Source organism: Agrobacterium sp. 22-226-1 (assembly GCF_053522345.1).
Window position 1 is genome coordinate 163,435 of record NZ_JBNWCP010000003.1, and the last position, 19,296, is coordinate 182,730.

Below are 19,296 nucleotides of genomic sequence, written 5' to 3' on the forward strand. Positions count from 1 at the left end.
AGGGAAACCCATGCCAGTAGAAATTCTTATGCCCGCCCTTTCCCCGACCATGGAGGAAGGCACGCTTTCCAAATGGCTTAAAAAGGAAGGCGACAAGGTCACCTCCGGCGACGTGATCGCCGAGATCGAGACCGACAAGGCAACCATGGAAGTGGAAGCCGTCGATGAAGGCGTGATCGGCAAGCTGCTGATCGAGGCCGGCACTGAAGGCGTCAAGGTCAACACGGCAATCGCCGTTCTCCTTCAGGATGGCGAAAGCGCCGACGCCATTTCTTCATCCGCCAAGAAAGAAGAGCCGAAGGCGGAAGCTGCCAATTCCGGTTCTGACGCCGCTGGCGGCAAGACCCGCGAAGCTGCCGAAGAGCCGAGCGTTGCCAAGGAAGCCGCCAAGGTTCCGGCGGCCCCGAAGATCGAAGCTGCAGCCGATCCGGACATTCCGGAAGGCACGGAAATGGTGATGACGACGGTGCGTGAAGCACTGCGCGACGCCATGGCCGAAGAAATGCGCGCCGACGAAAAAGTCTTCGTCATGGGTGAAGAAGTCGCCGAATATCAGGGCGCCTACAAGATCACCCAAGGCCTGTTGCAGGAATTCGGCGAGCGCCGCGTCATCGACACCCCGATCACCGAGCATGGCTTTGCCGGTATCGGCGTCGGCGCTGCGATGACGGGCCTGCGACCCATCGTCGAATTCATGACCTTCAACTTCGCCATGCAGGCGATCGACCAGATCGTCAACTCGGCGGCCAAGACGCTTTATATGTCGGGTGGCCAGATGGGCGCACCGATGGTGTTCCGCGGTCCTTCGGGTGCTGCCGCCCGCGTTGGCGCTCAGCATTCGCAATGTTATGCCGCCTGGTACAGCCATATTCCGGGTCTCAAGGTCGTCATGCCTTACACGGCTGCCGACGCCAAGGGTCTGCTCAAGGCCGCCATCCGCGATCCGAACCCGGTCATCTTCCTTGAGAACGAAATTCTCTACGGCCAGAGCTTCGAAGTACCGAAGCTCGATGATTTCGTGCTGCCGATCGGCAAGGCGCGCATTCACCGCAAGGGCAAGGATGCGACCATCGTTTCCTTCGGTATTGGCATGACCTATGCCATCAAGGCGGTAGCGGAACTCGAAAAGCTCGGCATCGACGTCGAACTGATCGATCTGCGCACCATCCGTCCGATGGATCTGCCCACCGTCATCGAATCGGTCAAGAAGACCGGTCGTCTGGTCACGGTCGAGGAAGGATTCCCGCAGTCATCGGTTGGTGACTTCATTGCCAACCAGGTCATGCGCGCCGCTTTCGATTATCTCGATGCGCCGATCCTGACGATTGCCGGCAAGGACGTTCCGATGCCTTATGCGGCTAACCTCGAAAAGCTGGCTCTGCCCAACGTCGATGAAGTCGTCCAGGCCGTCAAAACCGTCTGCTACAAGTAAGGGGAGGCGTTTCGATGCCGATAAACATCACCATGCCTGCCCTTTCTCCGACGATGGAAGAGGGCAATCTGGCCAAGTGGCTGGTCAAGGAAGGCGACAAGGTCGCTCCCGGTGACGTGATCGCCGAGATCGAGACCGACAAGGCGACCATGGAAGTGGAAGCCGTCGACGAAGGCACGGTTGCCAAGCTGGTCGTTCCGGCAGGCACTGAAGCCGTCAAGGTCAATGCCCTCATCGCAATCCTCGCTGCCGATGGCGAGGATGTGGCCGAGGCGGCAAAGGGCGGCGATGCCGCTCCTGCCAAGGCGGAAGCCCCGAAGCAGGAAGCCGCAAAGGCTGAAGCGCCGAAGGAAGAAAAATCCGAAGCTGCTCCTGGCAAGGATGAAAAGCCGGCCGCCGATCAGGCACCTGCTTCTTCCACACCGGCCCCGGTTGCAAAGTCCGGCGAGCGCATCTTCGCTTCGCCGTTGGCTCGTCGTCTCGCCAAGGAAGCTGGTCTTGACCTGTCGGCCGTTTCCGGTTCCGGCCCGCATGGCCGCATCGTGAAGACAGACGTCGAAAAGGCTGCCGCTTCCGGCGGTGCAAAGGCTGCGCCTAGCGCGGCTGCTGCATCCGCAGGGGCACCGGCCCCCGCACTCGCCAAGGGTCAGTCGGACGAAGCGGTTCTCAAGCTGTTCGAAGAAGGCTCCTACGAGCTCGTGCCGCATGATGGCATGCGCAAGGTCATTGCCAAGCGTCTGGTGGAATCCAAGCAGACCGTTCCGCATTTCTACGTTTCGGTCGATTGCGAACTGGATACGCTTCTGGCGCTGCGCGCCCAGCTTAACGCCGCTGCCCCTGAAAAGGACGGCAAGCCGGCCTACAAGCTGTCGGTCAACGATATGGTCATCAAGGCGCTGGCGCTGGCGCTTCGTGACGTGCCTGACGCCAACGTCTCCTGGACGGAAAGCGCCATGGTCAAGCACAAGCATTCGGATGTCGGCGTCGCCGTTTCCATTCCGGGTGGCCTGATCACGCCGATCATCCGCAAGGCCGAGCAGAAGTCGCTCTCCACAATCTCCAACGAGATGAAGGACTACGGTAAGCGCGCGAAAGAGCGCAAGCTGAAGCCCGAGGAGTATCAGGGCGGAACGACCGCCGTGTCCAACATGGGCATGATGGGCGTGAAAAGCTTCTCCGCCGTCATCAACCCGCCGCATGCCACCATTCTGGCGGTCGGCGCGGGTGAAGAACGCGCTGTCGTGAAGAATGGCGAGATCAAGATCGCCAACGTCATGACGGTGACGCTCTCCACCGACCACCGCTGCGTCGATGGCGCGCTCGGAGCCGAACTGATCGGCGCCTTCAAGCGCTACATCGAAAACCCGATGGGCATGCTGGTTTGATCGGAGCGTGACATGGTGAAATCGGTCCTCTGCTTTGGCGATTCCCTGACCTGGGGATCAAATGCGGAAACGGGTGGCCGTCACAGCCATGACGATCTTTGGCCGAGCGTCTTGCAAAAGGCGCTCGGTACCGACGTGCACGTGATCCACGAAGGGTTGGGCGGCCGCACCACCGCCTATGACGATTTGACGGCCGATTGCGACCGCAATGGCGCGCGGCTTCTGCCGACGCTGCTGCACAGCCATGCGCCGCTTGATCTCGTCATCATCATGCTCGGCACCAACGACATGAAACCGTCGATCCACGGATCGGCCATTGTCGCCATGAAGGGTATCGAGCGATTGGTGAAACTCACGCGCAATCACGTCTGGCAAGTGGCTGACTGGGAAGCGCCGGATGTTCTGATCGTCGCGCCGCCGCAGCTTTGCGAAACGGCAAACCCCGTAATGGGGGCGATCTATCGCGATGCGATCGATGAATCGGCCATGCTGGCTTCGGTTTACCGGGACCTTGCCGACGACCTTGATTGCGGTTTTTTCGATGCCGGCTCCGTTGCCCGCACGACGCCGGTGGACGGCGTTCATCTCGATGCTGAAAACACGCGGGCCATCGGCCGCGGGCTGGAGCCCGTCGTCCGCATGATGCTCGGACTTTGACACTCATTCTCGTTTCGGGGCGGTTTGCCGTTTTCCGAATAAGACAAGGCAGGATTTCCAATGGCTCAATCTTATGACGTCATCATCATCGGTTCGGGACCGGGCGGTTATATTGCCGCGATCCGCGCAGCCCAGCTCGGCATGAAGGTTGCCGTCGTGGAGCGCGAGCATCTGGCTGGCATCTGCTCCAACTGGGGTTGCATTCCCACCAAGGCGCTGCTGCGCACTGCCGATGTCATGCACACCGCCACCCATGCCAAGGATTACGGCCTGACGCTGGAAGGCTCGATCAAGCCGGACGTCAAGGCAATCGTCGCGCGTTCGCGCGGCATTGCCGCGCGCATGAACAATGGCGTCGGTTTCCTGTTCAAGAAGAACAAGGTCGATATCATCTGGGGTGAAGCAAAAATCACCAAGCCGGGTGAAATCGTCGTCGGCAAATCCACCAAGCCGGTGGTTCAGCCGCAGGGTCCCGTGCCGAAGAACACGCTGGGTGAGGGCACCTATACCGCCAAGCACATCATCGTCGCCACAGGCGCCCGCCCGCGCGCGCTGCCCGGCATTGAGCCCGATGGCAAGCTGATCTGGACCTATTTCGAGGCGATGAAGCCGGAAGAACTGCCCAAGTCGCTGCTCGTCATGGGTTCGGGCGCCATCGGCATCGAATTCGCCAGCTTCTACCGCACCATGGGCGTCGACGTCACCGTCGTCGAGATCATGAGCCAGGTCATGCCGGTCGAGGATGCGGAAATCTCCACCTTCGCCAAGAAGCAGCTCGAAAAGCAAGGCATGAAAATTCACCTTGAAACCAAGGTTTCCAAGGTTGAGAAGGGCGCGAACTCCATCACCGCGACGCTGGAGAAGAAGGACGGTTCTTCCGAGAAGATCACCGCCGATCGGATGATTTCGGCCGTCGGCGTCGTCGCCAATATCGAAGGCATCGGGCTTGAGGCTGCCGGCGTGAAGACGGATCGCGGCTTCATCGTCATCGACGGTTACGGCAAGACCAATGTGCCTGGCATCTACGCCATCGGCGATGTCGCCGGCCCGCCGCTGCTCGCCCACAAGGCCGAGCATGAGGCCGTCATCTGCGTGGAAAAGATCGCCGGTCTGCCGAATGTCCATCCGATGGACAAGCTCAAGATTCCGGGCTGCACCTATTGCAATCCGCAGGTCGCCTCTGTGGGTCTCACCGAAGCCAAGGCCAAGGAGCAGGGCCGCGACATCCGCGTCGGCCGCTTCTCCTTTGCGGCGAACGGCAAGGCCGTGGCGCTCGGCGAAGATCAGGGCATGGTCAAGACCATCTTCGACAAGAAGACGGGTGAGCTGCTTGGCGCGCATATGGTCGGTGCGGAAGTCACCGAACTCATTCAGGGCTTCGTTGTTGCGATGAACCTCGAGACCACTGAAGAAGACCTGATGCACACGATCTTCCCGCATCCGACCATTTCGGAATCGATGAAGGAAAGCGTGCTCGACGCCTATGGGCGTGTGCTGAACGCATAAGTGCTCCGTGATACCCGGCATTGTCTAACCATGCCGGGTGTCCCATATGTCTCGATGCAGGCTCCTTAAAAGGGGCTGGTTCTTTCAGGGAGCGTGGGAATGGAAAGTGTAGGCTGGATTGCAGCAATCATCATCGGCGGTCTCGCCGGCTGGCTTGCGGGCAAGCTCATGGATATGCGCTTCGGCATTTTCATGAACATCGTTCTTGGCATTGTCGGTTCGGTGGTTGCGGTTGCGGTGCTTCGAACCTTCGATGTTTTCGTGCAGGACAGCAGGCTCGGCTATTTCGTCACGTCGTTCATCGGCGCCAGCCTTTTGCTGTTTCTGGCGAAGCTGGTACGGCGCTGAAAGTCTTCATGACCGGAAGGGGCTTACGCTTTTTCTGGAATTGTTCTAAAGCATCGGGCCAACAGATGTTTAGGTCGCCAGGGGCGATGGAAGCAGGTTTTTAATGGTCACTATTCTCGACAGGACGTCGTCCGACGAAAAGCGCATTCGCCACCCGGAAAAGGCGCATAAGCCCGATACCGAGGTCATGCGCAAGCCGGAATGGATCCGCGTCAAGGCGCCGACATCCAAGGGCTATCACGAGACGCGTGAACTGGTGCGTTCGCACAAGCTGGTGACGGTGTGCGAGGAAGCCGGCTGTCCGAATATCGGCGAATGCTGGGACAAGAAACACGCGACCTTCATGATCATGGGTGAAATCTGCACCCGCGCCTGCGCTTTCTGCAATGTCGCGACCGGCAAGCCTAACCCGCTGGATATGGCCGAGCCCGAGAACGTCGCCAAGGCCGTCAAGCAGATGGGCCTTTCCCACGTCGTCATCACTTCGGTCGACCGAGACGATCTCGCCGATGGCGGTGCTGAACATTTCGAGAAGGTCATCTGGGCGATCCGTGCTGCGTCTCCGACGACGACCATCGAAATCCTCACCCCCGACTTCCTGAAGAAGCCCGGCGCGCTGGAGCGTGTCGTCGCCGCCAAGCCCGATGTCTTCAACCACAATATGGAAACCGTTCCGGGCAATTACCTCACGGTTCGCCCCGGTGCGCGCTATTTCCACTCCGTGCGCCTTCTGCAGCGGGTGAAGGAACTCGATCCCACCATGTTCACCAAGTCGGGCATCATGGTCGGCCTCGGCGAAGAACGCAACGAAGTGCTTCAGCTGATGGACGACCTGCGCAGCGCCGATGTGGACTTCCTGACCATCGGCCAATATCTGCAGCCGACCCGCAAGCACCACAAGGTCGAGGCCTTCGTGACGCCGGAAGAGTTCAAGTCCTACGAGACCGTAGCTTATACCAAGGGCTTCCTGATGGTCTCTTCCAGCCCGCTGACCCGCTCCTCGCACCATGCCGGCGACGATTTCGAACGCCTGCGTGCGGCGCGCGAAAAGAAGTTGCTGGCGGCGGCTGAGTAAGGAACGGAAAGGGTCAGTAATATAGGCGCTGGATCTGGCGATGTGCGCTCTTTCCACGTCATGCTCGGGCTTGTCCCGAGCATCTACGACCTATCGATTGTACGATCTGTGATTGGATCCTCGGGACAGGCCCGAGGATGACGGGGAGTGGGAGGCGAGGCTTGTGAAATGGTTCAGCCGCCAGTAACGCCCCTCAATCCAATCATGCCGTGATTCTCTCCGGCCGGTGCGCCCGCATGCACAGCACGACGCTCAGCACCACCGAACATATTGCCACGACCTCAATCAGTGTCGGGCCACGCCCTTCCCAGAGAAAACCGTAAAGCAGCGCAAACAGCGTTTCGAACAGGATCATCTGCCCGACCATGGTGAGCGGCAGAAGGCGGCTCATGCGGTTCCATAAGGCATTGCCGAGAATGGAGGCGGTGAAACCCAGCCCGGCTGCAACAGCCACAAAGTGCAGCCAGTCGCCCGAACTATGGCTTTCGCCGCCAAAGCCAAAGGCCGGAATGGCGAGCGCGAGCGCAAGCCCACCGGTCACCACACCCGTCATCATGTTCCAGTCATCGGCGCTGACATCGTGAAGACGGGAGAGCCAGCGGGCATTGCCGACCGCAAAGGCCGTCCATGACGCCAGCGCACCGAGCGCACAGGCAAGCCCGATGACCCGAGAGACATCGAGCCCCGCATCGTTTTCCGTTAGTGACTGCCATGAAATGCCGATAATCCCCATCGCGCCGAAGGCGAGCGACGGCCATAGCTTCTTCAGCGACACCGCGCCGTGATCGCGGCTGCCGATGATGGTGACGGCGACCGGCAAGAAGCCGATGATGATGGAGGTGAAGGCGACGCCGCTCAGCTTCACCGCCGTCGATATGAAGACATAATAGGCGATGTTGCCGATCATGCTCAGCCAGCCGAGTGCTATCCACTCCCGCGCGCCAAAATGGGCCGACACGCGTTTCAGGCGCGGCCCGATGATGATGAGGGAAATCAGCCCATAGGTGAGATAACGCGCCGTCGACAGTTGCAGGGCGGAAAAATCCGGCACGAGTTTGGGGGCGAGAAAAATCCCACCCCAGAGCGCACCCGCCAGCATGCCGTAAAAAACACCGAGACCTGTTCTGTTCATGTCATGTCACATCCGCATTCGTATTTGCCTGCGATGTGCCACAGCCCTCTGCGGCTGTCTTGACAAAAACTCCTGACCGGATGTGCTGGCGGTTTTAATGAATCCCGTAGGTCCGACGGTAGGCTGCGGGCGTTTCACCCACTGCACTGCGCATGGCCCGCGTCAGTGCAGTCTGGTCTGAAAAACCGGCCCGCAAGGCGATCTCGGCAATCGGCAGGGTGGAATTGCTGAGCAATGCGCAGACCTTGTCCATGCGCAGCCCGGCCAGCCAGCGGTGAGGCGGGAGGCCGAATTCTTCGAGAAACAGCGCATGCAGGCGGCTGTCGCTGATCGTCACGCAGGAGGCGAGCATCTCGATGGTCCAGGGGAAGAACGGCTCCGCCCTGACAAGTGCAACGAGCCTGTGCAGGCGGCGGCGGATATCGGCTTTCTCATTGGCAAGGCTGTCGACCAGGAGTGGCGCCCACAGGCCGGCAATATCGTCGCGTCGTCCCTCTGTTCCGATGACGCCGCGCATATAGGCGATCAATTGCCGCGTATCCTGCGCTATGTCGAGAAACGGCGAGCGGACGAATCTCTCGAGCGTTTGCTCGGGAAGGGCGCTTTCATCGATATCGACCACCAGCGAGTGGTTGCTTGCCGTCGCTTCCTGGGTGTGCGGCGCATCGCGATGGATGAACACGCCGCGTCCGGTCGACAATTCGTCCTGCCGTCCGGCCACATCGATCAGAAGACGCCCGGAGACAGGAAGAACGATCTGGACGAAGCCATGCCGTTCCTTTGGTCTTTCTTCCCTGTAGGTTCTGATATCGGCGGATGCGGCTGTCATGACGCTGTCGTTTCCATTCTGCAAAGAAATGGCCGCCTCGAAAAAAGCGGCCAGTTTCATCGTTTGATTATGACATCGTCTTGAAGATTGGGCCAGTCGGCTTTATCGGTCGGCTCTGCGCGCCGGCAATTAACAGTCTTCCTTGGCGGTCGATTCGCCGCGTTTGCGCTTGCGCAGAACCGGCTTGTTCTCTCTCGCCTCGCATTTCGCGACGTCGATCAGATAGGCAAGCACCGGCATGCCATTCATCGATGCGAGTTGCTTGGCGGATTCGAGAAGGTTGATGATGTTGGAAAAATCGTCCATCGGCTCACTCAGTGGCTCAAAGCGGTTATATGTCGGGTCTGAACCCAAGGATGAATACGCTGGGTGAAATCGGGAGCTTCCAGCGCCGTTGCATCCAATGGGTGTAATATTAGTCGCAAATAAATAGCAATCCCTGCGACGGAGTTACAATAGTCAATTTTCCGTAACTGTCATGCGCGGCGAAGATATCGCTGCGGGGCGATGGCAGAAAAATCCAGCAGTCAGATGAGGTTTCTGAAATGCCAAACTATCTTCACAGGGTGGAAGATGCTGCTGCGATCATCGCCGGGGCGCAGCGAATCATGGTCGTGGGCTGCTCCGGCGGCGGCAAGTCGACGCTTTCGCAGAAGCTCGCGCGCAATTTCGGGCTTCGCTACATCTCCATGGATCGAGATGTTTTCTGGCTGCCTGGCTGGCAGGTGCGCCCGCGCGACGAACAGCGAGAGAGTATAGCCACCATCATTACCGAGGAGCGCTGGCTGATGGACGGCAGCAATCCGTCGTCTTTCGATATACGGCTGCCGCGATCCCACATCGTTTTGTGGGTGCGCATGCCGCGCTGGCTCTGCCTGTGGGGCGCCGTCAGCCGGGCGATCAAGGGTTATGGCAAGGCCCGCCCGGAAATGGCGGAGGGGTGCCCCGAAAGAATAGACATCGAATTCCTGCGCTATATCTGGAATTTCGAGCGCCGCCATACGCCGATCTTCGAGCAGAATTTCGCGCTTTATGGTCCTGACGTGCCGGTATTCCAGCTGAAAAGCCGAAAACAGTTTCGCCGCCTTCTTGATCTTCTGCGTATCGAGGATTAACTGCCGCTCATGCCACAGTTCGAAACGCATCGCCACGTCAAACACTCGCCCGACCGCATGTACGACCTTGTCGCCGATGTGGAGAAATATCCGCAGTTTCTGCCCCTTTGCGAGGCGCTCACCGTCCGTTCGCGCAAGGAGCGCGATGGCAAGGTGCTGCTGGTGGCGGATATGACGGTGGGCTACAAGGCCATTCGCGAAACCTTCACCACGCAGGTGCTGCTGAATCCGGCTGAACGTGCCATCGACGTGAAATATATCGACGGCCCGTTCAAATATCTCGACAATCGCTGGCGTTTCGAGGCCTCGGACGAGGGCGGATCGGCCATCCATTTCTTCATCGACTATGAATTCAAGAACCGTCTGCTCGGAGCGGTGATGGGGTCGATGTTCGACCGGGCCTTCCGCATGTTCGCGGAAGCCTTCGAAACGCGTGCCGATAAAATTTATACGGACCCGGCCTGATTGAGGGCTATCAGCATCTCGAGCGACGTCCTCATCGTCGCAAGCCGGATTTCTGTGCGGCCGATCTCGCCATAACGCATTTCCCGATGCAGGATTTTACCGCTGCGCGCTTTCGCTGCCAGATGCACCAGCCCAACCGGCTTGTCCGCGGAACCACCGCCCGGACCGGCAATACCGGTTACCGCCACGGCGAAATCGGCGCGGGAACGGAAGAGGGCGCCATGCGCCATCTGCAGCGCCGTCTGCCGGGAGACCGCGCCGAAATTCGCCAGCGTCTCGGCGCCAACGCCCAGCATGTCCATTTTGGCTTCATTGGTATAGGTGACAAAACCACGATCAACGACAGCGGAGGAGCCGGCAATCTCCGTCAGAGCACCGGCGATCAGGCCGCCTGTGCAGCTTTCCGCGGTCGAGACCATGAAACCATGCGCGGTGAAATCGGCAATGATCCGCCGCGCCAGCTCTTCTATGTCAGCGGGAAAAAGGCTCATAAAGGTCTGCCCCTGTAGACGACGGTAGCGGTGGCGATTGCAGCGATGCCTTCCCGGCGGCCGACGAAACCGATGGTCTCATTGGTCGTCGCCTTCACCGAGCAGCGCTCCAACGCGATGCCCAGCATGTCTGAGAGCGCTTCGCGCATGGCCTGGCGGTGCGGGCCGATGCGCGGAGCTTCCGCAATCAGCGAGACATCGGCATTCATGATCGTGCCGCCATTGTCGCGCACCACTTTGGCCGCATGTTCGAGGAAGATGCGCGAGGCGGCACCCTTCCATTGCGGATCGGAAGGCGGAAAGTGATCGCCGATATCGCCAGCACCGCAGGTGGCGAGCAGCGCATCCGTCAGCGCATGCAAAGCCACATCCGCATCCGAATGACCTTTGAGTTTCTGGTCGTGTTCGATGAAGACGCCACACAACGTCACGCCGTCGCCGGCCTCCAGCTGATGCACGTCGTAACCATTGCCGGTGCGCACGTCCGGCAATCCGTGGGAGAGCTTTTCATCGGCCATGGCGATATCCCGCTTGAGAGTGAGTTTTACATTGTCGACCGAACCTTCGGTCAGCGTCACCGTCAGTCCCGCCCATTCGGCAATCGAAGCATCATCGGTAAAATCGGACTTTCCGGAGGCGGCAGCGGCGCGGTGCGCGGCGAGAATATCGCCGTAGCCGAAACTCTGCGGTGTCTGCGCGGCATAAAGCCCCTGCCGGGAAACCGTCTCCACGACGCGACCTTCCGAACCGCGTTTCAGGGTGTCGGTGACGGAGAGGGCAGGCAGAACGCCGCTGGCGCCGGCCCGGTGCAGGGCGACAATGCGTTCCAGCATGTCCACGGGAACGAAAGGCCGCACGGCATCATGGATCATCACATGCGTCAGCTCTTCCGAGGCGAGCGCTTCCAGCCCGGCAAGCACCGATTGCTGGCGTGTTGCGCCGCCCGTGACGGTAACGATCCGCTCGCCGGCATCAAGCCGCTGGAGGATTGGCGACAGCAGTGCCGCATCGTCTGCATGGCTGACGATCACGATGGGGGAGGCATGATCCCAGTCGAGGAAGGTCGACAATGTATGCTCGATCACGGCCCTGCCGCCGATAGGGCGATATTGTTTCGGCCCTTCCTCGGGAGAGCCCGCTCTTTCTCCGCGTCCGGCGGCGACGATGACGATGCCGAGTTTCATAGTACTTTCCTGCATTGGTCTTATGCTTTGCGCGCAACCCTTAGCGGTTGACAGTCCTGCTCTAGCGTTTCAAAACCCGGATGGCCAGCCCGATAAGACGCGCATTCGCCCCTGCATGCCGCAGGATCAGCCACCATTGCGTGTTCGAACCTGCACAAATTGCTGCCGACAGCAAAACAGGCAGGCAGTCGCCCAGCAAATAAAAGGTGCAACCCTCTAAAAGTGCTTGGCAACTGCGCAAACACTGTCTAAAAATAATGCAAATAACCCTTCTGCATGAAAGATCATCAATTGCATCTTCCGGAGTTGTCAGAACCGTTCCGCATCGGCTCAGTCACGATCCGTAATCGTGCCGTGCTGGCGCCCATGTCGGGCGTGACGGATCTGCCGTTCCGGCAGCTTGCCTGGCGTTATGGCGCGGGCCTTGTTGTCACGGAAATGGTGGCAAGCCGTGAGCTCGTCGCCAACCGAGGCGAATCCTGGGCGCGGCTGAAAAATGCCGGCATGGTTCCGCATATGGTGCAGCTCGCAGGACGCGAGGCGCATTTCATGGCCGAGGCGGCCAAGATCGCGGCCGATAATGGCGCCGGCGTCATCGATATCAATATGGGCTGTCCAGCCAAGAAGGTGACGGGTGGTTATTCCGGCTCGGCTTTGATGCGCGATCCCGATCATGCACTCTCGCTCATCGAGGCGACGGTCGGCGCGGTTGATGTGCCCGTGACGCTGAAGATGCGGCTCGGCTGGGATGAAAACACCATCAATGCGCCGGAGATCGCCCGCCGTGCCGAAGCCGCAGGCGTTCAGCTCATCACCATTCACGGCCGCACCCGCATGCAGTTTTACGAGGGACGGGCGGACTGGGATGCCATCCGCGCCGTGCGCGAGGTGATTTCCGTGCCGCTGATCGCCAATGGCGATGTGGAAACAGCCGGGGATGCGCGCGAAATCCTGCGCCGTTCGGGTGCGGATGCCGTCATGGTCGGTCGCGGCGCGCAGGGGCAGCCCTGGCTGCCGGCGGTGCTTGCCGGACATTCAGCGCCGCACCGCGACGATATTCCCGCCATCGCCATCGAACATTACGAGATGATGCTGGAATTTTACGGAAGGGAAGCCGGTCTCCGGCATGCCCGCAAACATCTCGGCTGGTATCTCGACCGTTTCGCGCCGGAGATCGCCACGACCGACAAGGCTGAAATCATGACATCGCGTGACACGGCGGAAGTGGCGGATCTGCTGCGCTCCGCCCTTAGCGAAAATGCGGGCGAAGACGCCGCAAGGAAGGCCGCATGAGCGCTGACAAACACAGCCCGGCAGATGGAAACCCGCTTGCCATGGCGGTTCTGAATGCGGTGCAGAACCCCGTCATCCTGGTGGATGCCGAAGGTTTCATCGCCTTTGCCAACTGGGAAGCCGAAGCCTTTTTCGGGGCGAGCGCCTCCCATCTCGCGCGCTACCGCGTTTCCACCTTCATCCCCTTCGGCAGCCCGTTGCTGGCACTGATCGATCAGGTACGGGAGCGCCGCGCGCCGGTCAACGAATATCGCGTCGATCTGAGTTCGCCGCGTCTTGGTCAGGACAAGCTGGTCGATCTTTATGTCGCGCCCGTTGTCAGCGAACCGGGATCGGTGGTCGTCGTCTTCCAGGAAAGGTCGATGGCCGACAAGATCGACCGGCAACTGACGCATCGCGCTGCGGCGCGCTCTGTCACAGGCCTTGCCTCCATGCTCGCGCATGAGATCAAGAATCCGCTGTCCGGCATTCGCGGCGCTGCCCAGTTGCTGGAGACCTCGGTTGCCGATGAAGACCGGGCACTGACGCGACTGATCTGCGACGAGACCGACCGCATCGTCTCGCTGGTCGACCGTATGGAGGTATTTTCCGACGAGCGGCCGGTGGATCGCGTGCCGGTCAACATCCATTCCGTGCTCGATCATGTGAAGGCCATCGCCAAGGCCGGCTTTGCCCGCAATATCAAGATTTCGGAGAATTACGACCCGTCGCTGCCGCCGGTTTATGCCAATCGCGACCAGCTGGTGCAGGTCTTCCTCAATCTGGTGAAGAATGCGGCGGAAGCCGTGGGCAACCAGCCGGATGGCGAGATCATCCTCACCACCGCCTATCGCCCCGGCATGCGGCTTTCGGTCGCCGGCAGCCGCGAGCGCATCTCTCTGCCGCTTGAATTCTGCGTGCATGACAATGGCCCGGGCGTTCCGGCCGATCTGCTGCCGCATCTTTTCGATCCCTTCATCACCACCAAGACGAATGGTTCGGGCCTAGGGCTGGCGCTTGTCGCCAAGCTGATCGGCGCCCATGGCGGCATTGTCGAATGCGACAGCCAGAACCACCGCACGACTTTCCGCGTATTGATGCCCGTCTCGCCGGAAGTGGCGCTCGACGATCGCTCTTTGCCGAACACGACAGGAAATGACCAATGACAGCTACGATCCTCGTCGCCGATGATGATGCCGCAATCCGCACGGTGCTGAACCAGGCGCTGAGCCGCGCCGGTTACGACGTGCGCATCACCTCCAATGCCGCCACGCTCTGGCGCTGGGTTTCGGCGGGTGAGGGCGATCTTGTCGTGACCGATGTCGTGATGCCCGATGAAAACGCCTTTGACCTGCTGCCGCGCATCAAGAAGGCCCGCCCGGACCTGCCGGTTCTGGTCATGAGTGCGCAGAACACCTTCATGACGGCTATCAAGGCCTCGGAAAAAGGCGCTTACGATTACCTGCCGAAGCCCTTCGACCTGACGGAGCTGATCGCCATTATCGGCCGCGCTTTGTCTGAGCCGAAGCGCAAGCCGGCGAAGCTCGATGACGACATGCAGGACGGCATGCCGCTCGTCGGCCGCTCGGCGGCGATGCAGGAAATCTACCGCGTTCTCGCCCGCCTGATGCAGACCGACCTGACGCTGATGATCACCGGTGAATCCGGCACCGGCAAGGAGCTGGTGGCGCGCGCGCTGCATGATTACGGCAAGCGTCGCAACGGTCCCTTCGTTGCCATCAACATGGCCGCAATCCCGCGCGACCTGATCGAATCCGAACTCTTCGGCCATGAGAAGGGCGCCTTCACCGGCGCACAGAACCGCTCCACCGGCCGTTTCGAACAGGCCGAGGGCGGCACGCTGTTCCTCGATGAAATCGGTGACATGCCGATGGATGCTCAGACACGGCTGCTGCGCGTGTTGCAGCAGGGCGAATATACGACGGTGGGCGGTCGCACGCCGATCCGCACCGATGTCCGCATCGTCGCCGCCACCAACAAGGACCTGAAGCAGTCGATCAATCAGGGCCTTTTCCGCGAAGACCTTTATTACCGCCTGAACGTCGTGCCGCTGCGGCTGCCGCCGCTACGTGACCGCGCCGAGGATATTCCCGATCTGGTTCGCCATTTCATCCAGCAGGGTGAAAAGGAAGGTCTGGAAGGCAAGCGTTTCGAGAGCGAGGCGCTGGAGGTCATGAAGGCCTATGCCTGGCCCGGCAACGTGCGCGAGCTGGAAAACCTGATCCGCCGCCTGATGGCGCTTTACCCGCAGGAAGTCATCACCCGCGAGATCATCGAGCAGGAACTGCAATCGGATGTTCCCGACAGCCCGCTCGACAAGATGGCGGTTCGCACCGGTTCGCTCACGATTTCGCAGGCGGTCGAGGAAAATATGCGGGATTATTTCGCCAGTTTCGGCGATGGCCTGCCGCCGCCCGGCCTTTACGACCGCGTTCTGCGCGAACTCGAATATCCGCTGATTCTCGCGGCTTTGACGGCGACGCGCGGCAACCAGATCAAGGCCGCCGATCTTCTCGGCCTGAACCGCAATACGCTGCGCAAGAAAATCCGTGAGCTTGGTGTTTCCGTTTATCGCAGCTCCCGCCCAACCTGAGAATGTTGACAAGGTCGCATTTGTCGTTGCACTTTCGCCACATTGTGTTGCTTGAAAAACACTAGGAAGGAAAGAGATTCGCCGGTCTGATGCGCGTCTCGCCTGACTTCAGAAATGTGGTGCTGGCTGGCCAGCGATTGGGAGTAGTGCATGCGGAAACCCGCCGCCGAAAACGCCGTTGCCGATGAAGCAGCGGGCATGGTGGTTGCCGATCGCAGGATGTCTTTCGCTTTGCCGGGGCTGGTGCTCGCCGGCGTCGCTCTCGTTTGCGCCATCCTCACCCTGTTCGTACTTCTGGGCGTCACGCCAATCGCGCCGACATCGAACGTCGTCATCGCCTCCGTCGTCATCAATTCGATCTTCGTGATCGGCCTGATCTTCCTCATCGGGCGCGAAATCAACCGGCTGCTGAAAGCGCGTAAAAAGGGCAGGGCGGCGGCGCGTCTGCACGTGCGCATCGTCGTGCTTTTCTCCATCGTGGCGATTACGCCCGCGGTGCTCGTCGCCATCTTCGCCAGTCTGACGCTGAATGTAGGCCTCGACCGCTGGTTTTCGCTGCGCACGCAGTCGATCGTCGATTCATCGAGCAATATCGCCCAGGCCTATATGATGGAGAATGCCGGTTATCTTCAGGGTCAGACCCTGTCGATGGCAACCGACCTCGACCGCAACCGTGCGCTTTTTTATCTGGATCGCACCGGCTTCGTTGACCTGATGACCCGTCAGGCCAAGGGACGCGGCCTTCTCGGCGCGTTTCTGGTGCAGGAGGACGGCGACGCCGTTGCTCAGGCCGACATCAAGACCGAAAAACCGCTTCCCGCCATACCGCATGACGCGCTTGAAAAGGCGGCCGCCGGCCAGCCGACGCTGATACCGCCCGGTATCACCAACCTCGTCGGCGCCATTATCAAGCTCGAAGGCATCAGCGGCACCTTCCTCTACACGGTGCGCGCCGTCGATCCCAAGGTGATGAGCGCGATGCGGCTGATGGAAGAGAACCGCGCCGAATACAAGGCGATGGAGGCGGGCCGCGCGCCGCTGCAGATCGCCTTTGCGATCCTCTATCTCGGTTTCGCGCTGATCGTGCTTCTCGCCGCCATCTGGACGGCGATTGCGGTGGCCGACCGTATCGTGCGGCCGATCCGTCTCCTCATCAGTGCGGCAGACAGTGTTGCCACCGGCAACATGCATGTGCTGGTTCCCGTCCGCGCGGTCGATGGCGACGTCGGGCGACTGTCGCGCACCTTCAACAAGATGGTCTCGGAACTGCGCAGCCAGCAGGAACAGATCATCGAGGCCAAGGACGATATCGACGACCGCCGCCGCTTCATCGAGGCCGTGCTGTCAGGCGTTACCGCCGCCGTCATCGGTGTCGATGAGAACCGTAGGATCACCATCGTCAATCCGTCGGGCGAAGAATTCCTGGCGCAGACATCCGAGCAGCTTATCGGCGCGCAACTGTCGGAGATCGCGCCCGAAATCGAACAGGTGGTCAACGAGGCCAATACCTGGTCACGCGGCAATTTCCGCAAGCAGATCAACATCATGCGGCGCGGCAAGGAACGGACGCTGAATGTGCAGGTGACCCGTGAGGACGCCCGCGACAGCCGTGACAGCTACGTCATCACCCTCGACGACATCACCGATCTCGTCATCGCCCAGCGTTCGACCGCATGGTCGGATGTGGCGCGCCGCATCGCGCATGAAATCAAGAACCCGCTGACGCCGATCCAGCTTTCCGCTGAGCGCATCAAGCGCCGTTTCGGCAAGCAGATCGACGAGAGCGACCGCGCCGTCTTCGACCAGTGTACGGACACCATCGTCCGGCAGGTCGGCGATATCGGCCGGATGGTGGATGAATTCTCCGCTTTTGCGCGCATGCCGAAGCCGACGAAGGAAAAGTCGGATCTGCGGGCGATCCTTAAGGATGCGGCGTTCCTGAGGGAAATCAGCGCCGCCGATACGAAGTTTGCGACGGAGCTGGGCGATATCCCGCTCGAGGGCATGTTCGATGCCCGCATGCTGGGTCAGGCCTTCGGCAATCTCATCAAGAATGCGACGGAAGCCATCGAGGCGGTGGAAGGCGAAAAGCGGCCGGGCAAAATCCTGGTGCGTGCCTCCTTCGACGAAGCCAATTCGCGTTTCGTGGCTGACATCATCGACAATGGCCGCGGCCTGCCCGTCGAGAACCGTCACCGCATTCTCGAACCCTATATGACGATGCGGGACAAGGGCACGGGCCTCGGTCTCGCCATCGTCAAGAAAATCATTGAAGAGCATGGCGGGTATCTGGAACTCCACGATGCCCCGCCGGAGTTCGATCACGGCCACGGCGCCATGATCAGAGTGCTGCTGCCCTATATCGAGGCGGTCGGCGGCGAAAATAACAAGGAATCAGCATATGGCGTCTGATATTCTGGTCGTGGATGACGAGGCGGACATTCGCGAAATCGTAGCGGGCATTCTTTCCGACGAGGGCCACGAGACCCGCATGGCGTTCGACAGCGACAGCGCGCTGGCCGCCATTTCGGAGCGCGTGCCGCGTCTGATCTTTCTCGACATCTGGATGCAAGGCTCGAAGCTCGACGGTCTGGCGCTGCTGGATGAGATCAAGAGCCGTCACCCAGAAATCCCGGTGGTCATGATTTCCGGTCACGGCAATATCGAAACCGCCGTCAACGCCATCAAACGCGGCGCTTTCGACTTTATCGAGAAGCCGTTCAAGGCCGACCGCCTCATTCTGATCGCTGAGCGGGCGCTGGAAAACTCCAAGCTGAAGCGCGAGGTTCAGGAACTCAAGAAGCGTACCGGTGACGCGGTAGAACTCGTTGGCGCATCGCTTGCGGTGTCGCAGCTTCGCCAGACCATCGACCGGGTTGCGCCCACCAACAGCCGCATCATGATCCTCGGCCCCTCCGGTTCCGGCAAGGAACTTGTGGCGCGCATGGTGCACAAGAAGTCCTCGCGTGCGAGCGGGCCCTTCGTGGCGCTGAATGCCGCGACGATCACACCTGACCGCATGGAAATCGCACTTTTCGGCACAGAGGGCCTTCCCGGGCAGCCGCGCAAGGTGGGCGCTCTGGAAGAAGCCCATCGCGGCGTGCTTTATCTCGATGAAGTCGGCGAAATGCCGCGCGAGACGCAGAACAAGATCCTGCGCGTGCTGGTCGATCAGCAGTTCGAGCGCGTCGGCGGCGGCAAGCGGGTGAAGGTGGATGTGCGCATCATTTCCTCGACCGCCCATCACCTCGAAAGCCTGATCGCCGAAGGCCAGTTCCGCGAAGACCTCTATCATCGCCTCGCCGTGGTGCCGGTGAAGGTGCCGGCGCTCTCCGAACGGCGCGAGGATATTCCTTTCCTCGTCGATATGTTCATGCGCCAGATTTCCGAGCAGGCCGGCATCCGTCCGCGCAAGATCGGCGACGACGCCATGGCCGTTCTCCAGACACATGACTGGCCGGGCAATATCCGCCAGCTGCGCAACAATATCGAGCGGCTGATGATTCTCGCCCGTCCCGAGGGCGGCGAAGCGCCGATCTCGGCCGACATGCTGCCGTCGGATATTGGCGACATGCTGCCGAAGATTTCGGCGCAGGGCGATCAGCACATCATGACCCTGCCGCTGCGCGAAGCCCGCGAAATGTTCGAGCGCGACTATCTCATGGCGCAGATCAACCGTTTCGGCGGCAATATTTCGCGAACGGCGGAATTTGTCGGCATGGAACGGTCTGCACTGCATCGCAAACTGAAATCTCTCGGCGTATAAGGAAAGAAGGCGCTTCGCCGTAACC

General features: G+C 60.4%; 18 protein-coding genes. 13 read left to right on the plus strand and 5 right to left on the minus strand.

The genetic code is table 11. The features are described 5' to 3' along the window. The first annotated feature begins 10 nt into the window (after positions 1-10). From ACQZ5K_RS06540 to lipA, 6 genes are all read left to right on the plus strand, one after another. Positions 11-1,432, plus strand: a complete 1,422-nt coding sequence (locus ACQZ5K_RS06540) for a pyruvate dehydrogenase complex E1 component subunit beta (RefSeq protein WP_448739925.1) — start codon at positions 11-13, stop codon at positions 1,430-1,432. Between the two features lie 14 nt (positions 1,433-1,446). Further along, the gene (locus tag ACQZ5K_RS06545; protein WP_448739926.1) at positions 1,447-2,817 is read left to right on the plus strand and encodes a pyruvate dehydrogenase complex dihydrolipoamide acetyltransferase; all 1,371 of its coding nucleotides are present in this window, start codon (positions 1,447-1,449) and stop codon (positions 2,815-2,817) included. 12 nt (positions 2,818-2,829) lie between these two features. After that, entirely contained in the window at positions 2,830-3,474 is a 645-nt protein-coding gene (locus ACQZ5K_RS06550; protein ID WP_003521363.1) for an SGNH/GDSL hydrolase family protein, read from the plus strand. Positions 3,475-3,534: 60 nt separating this feature from the next. Then, on the plus strand, positions 3,535-4,980 hold the full coding sequence (gene lpdA, locus ACQZ5K_RS06555) for a dihydrolipoyl dehydrogenase (protein WP_003502607.1): 1,446 nt from the start codon (positions 3,535-3,537) through the stop codon (positions 4,978-4,980). Positions 4,981-5,079: 99 nt separating this feature from the next. Further along, positions 5,080-5,328, plus strand: coding sequence for a GlsB/YeaQ/YmgE family stress response membrane protein (locus ACQZ5K_RS06560; RefSeq protein WP_020012453.1), 249 nt, complete (start codon positions 5,080-5,082; stop codon positions 5,326-5,328). A gap of 103 nt (positions 5,329-5,431) precedes the next feature. Beyond that, on the plus strand, positions 5,432-6,403 hold the full coding sequence (gene lipA / locus ACQZ5K_RS06565; protein ID WP_003521361.1) for a lipoyl synthase: 972 nt from the start codon (positions 5,432-5,434) through the stop codon (positions 6,401-6,403). 202 nt (positions 6,404-6,605) lie between these two features. Here the strand turns inward: lipA and ACQZ5K_RS06570 are convergent, their stop codons facing one another. The 3 genes from ACQZ5K_RS06570 to ACQZ5K_RS06580 form a co-directional block, all read right to left on the minus strand. Beyond that, the gene (locus ACQZ5K_RS06570; protein WP_035263990.1) at positions 6,606-7,535 is read right to left on the minus strand and encodes a DMT family transporter; all 930 of its coding nucleotides are present in this window, start codon (positions 7,533-7,535) and stop codon (positions 6,606-6,608) included. Positions 7,536-7,629: 94 nt separating this feature from the next. Continuing rightward, positions 7,630-8,364 (minus strand): AraC family transcriptional regulator, encoded by a 735-nt coding sequence (locus tag ACQZ5K_RS06575; protein ID WP_448739927.1) that lies wholly within the window; start codon positions 8,362-8,364, stop codon positions 7,630-7,632. A gap of 129 nt (positions 8,365-8,493) precedes the next feature. After that, positions 8,494-8,670: a hypothetical protein gene (locus ACQZ5K_RS06580; RefSeq protein ID WP_003496171.1), complete on the minus strand. Its 177-nt coding sequence runs from the start codon at positions 8,668-8,670 to the stop codon at positions 8,494-8,496. A gap of 239 nt (positions 8,671-8,909) precedes the next feature. Between ACQZ5K_RS06580 and ACQZ5K_RS06585 the strand changes: the two genes are divergently transcribed. Next, positions 8,910-9,479 carry an AAA family ATPase gene (locus ACQZ5K_RS06585; RefSeq protein ID WP_448739928.1) on the plus strand — a complete coding sequence of 190 codons (570 nt, stop codon included), beginning with the start codon at positions 8,910-8,912 and terminating at the stop codon, positions 9,477-9,479. 9 nt (positions 9,480-9,488) lie between these two features. Further along, on the plus strand, positions 9,489-9,944 hold the full coding sequence (locus ACQZ5K_RS06590; protein ID WP_035217445.1) for a type II toxin-antitoxin system RatA family toxin: 456 nt from the start codon (positions 9,489-9,491) through the stop codon (positions 9,942-9,944). Here the strand turns inward: ACQZ5K_RS06590 and ACQZ5K_RS06595 are convergent. Both ACQZ5K_RS06595 and ACQZ5K_RS06600 read right to left on the minus strand, forming a co-directional pair. Beyond that, positions 9,926-10,435: a CinA family protein gene (locus ACQZ5K_RS06595; protein WP_448739929.1), complete on the minus strand. Its 510-nt coding sequence runs from the start codon at positions 10,433-10,435 to the stop codon at positions 9,926-9,928. The two genes, ACQZ5K_RS06590 and ACQZ5K_RS06595, sit on opposite strands and share 19 nt — an antisense overlap. Next, positions 10,432-11,619, minus strand: coding sequence for a bifunctional 2-C-methyl-D-erythritol 4-phosphate cytidylyltransferase/2-C-methyl-D-erythritol 2,4-cyclodiphosphate synthase (locus ACQZ5K_RS06600; protein ID WP_448739930.1), 1,188 nt, complete (start codon positions 11,617-11,619; stop codon positions 10,432-10,434). Before ACQZ5K_RS06600 ends, ACQZ5K_RS06595 begins: the two co-directional genes overlap by 4 nt. 276 nt (positions 11,620-11,895) lie before the next feature. Here ACQZ5K_RS06600 and dusB point away from each other — a divergent pair, with 276 nt between their 5' ends. The 5 genes from dusB (at position 11,896) to ntrX (ending at position 19,271) form a co-directional block, all read left to right on the plus strand. Beyond that, positions 11,896-12,912, plus strand: coding sequence for a tRNA dihydrouridine synthase DusB (gene dusB, locus ACQZ5K_RS06605; RefSeq protein WP_448739931.1), 1,017 nt, complete (start codon positions 11,896-11,898; stop codon positions 12,910-12,912). Continuing rightward, positions 12,909-14,057, plus strand: a complete 1,149-nt coding sequence (locus tag ACQZ5K_RS06610; protein WP_127756073.1) for a two-component system sensor histidine kinase NtrB — start codon at positions 12,909-12,911, stop codon at positions 14,055-14,057. The genes dusB and ACQZ5K_RS06610 overlap by 4 nt, the downstream gene beginning before the upstream one ends. Further along, on the plus strand, positions 14,054-15,505 hold the full coding sequence (ntrC, locus tag ACQZ5K_RS06615; protein WP_003521350.1) for a nitrogen regulation protein NR(I): 1,452 nt from the start codon (positions 14,054-14,056) through the stop codon (positions 15,503-15,505). The genes ACQZ5K_RS06610 and ntrC overlap by 4 nt, the downstream gene beginning before the upstream one ends. A 150-nt stretch (positions 15,506-15,655) precedes the next feature. Further along, positions 15,656-17,917 (plus strand): ATP-binding protein, encoded by a 2,262-nt coding sequence (locus ACQZ5K_RS06620; RefSeq protein WP_448739932.1) that lies wholly within the window; start codon positions 15,656-15,658, stop codon positions 17,915-17,917. Beyond that, the gene (gene ntrX, locus ACQZ5K_RS06625; protein WP_003521348.1) at positions 17,907-19,271 is read left to right on the plus strand and encodes a nitrogen assimilation response regulator NtrX; all 1,365 of its coding nucleotides are present in this window, start codon (positions 17,907-17,909) and stop codon (positions 19,269-19,271) included. Before ACQZ5K_RS06620 ends, ntrX begins: the two co-directional genes overlap by 11 nt. The last annotated feature ends 25 nt before the right edge of the window (positions 19,272-19,296 follow it).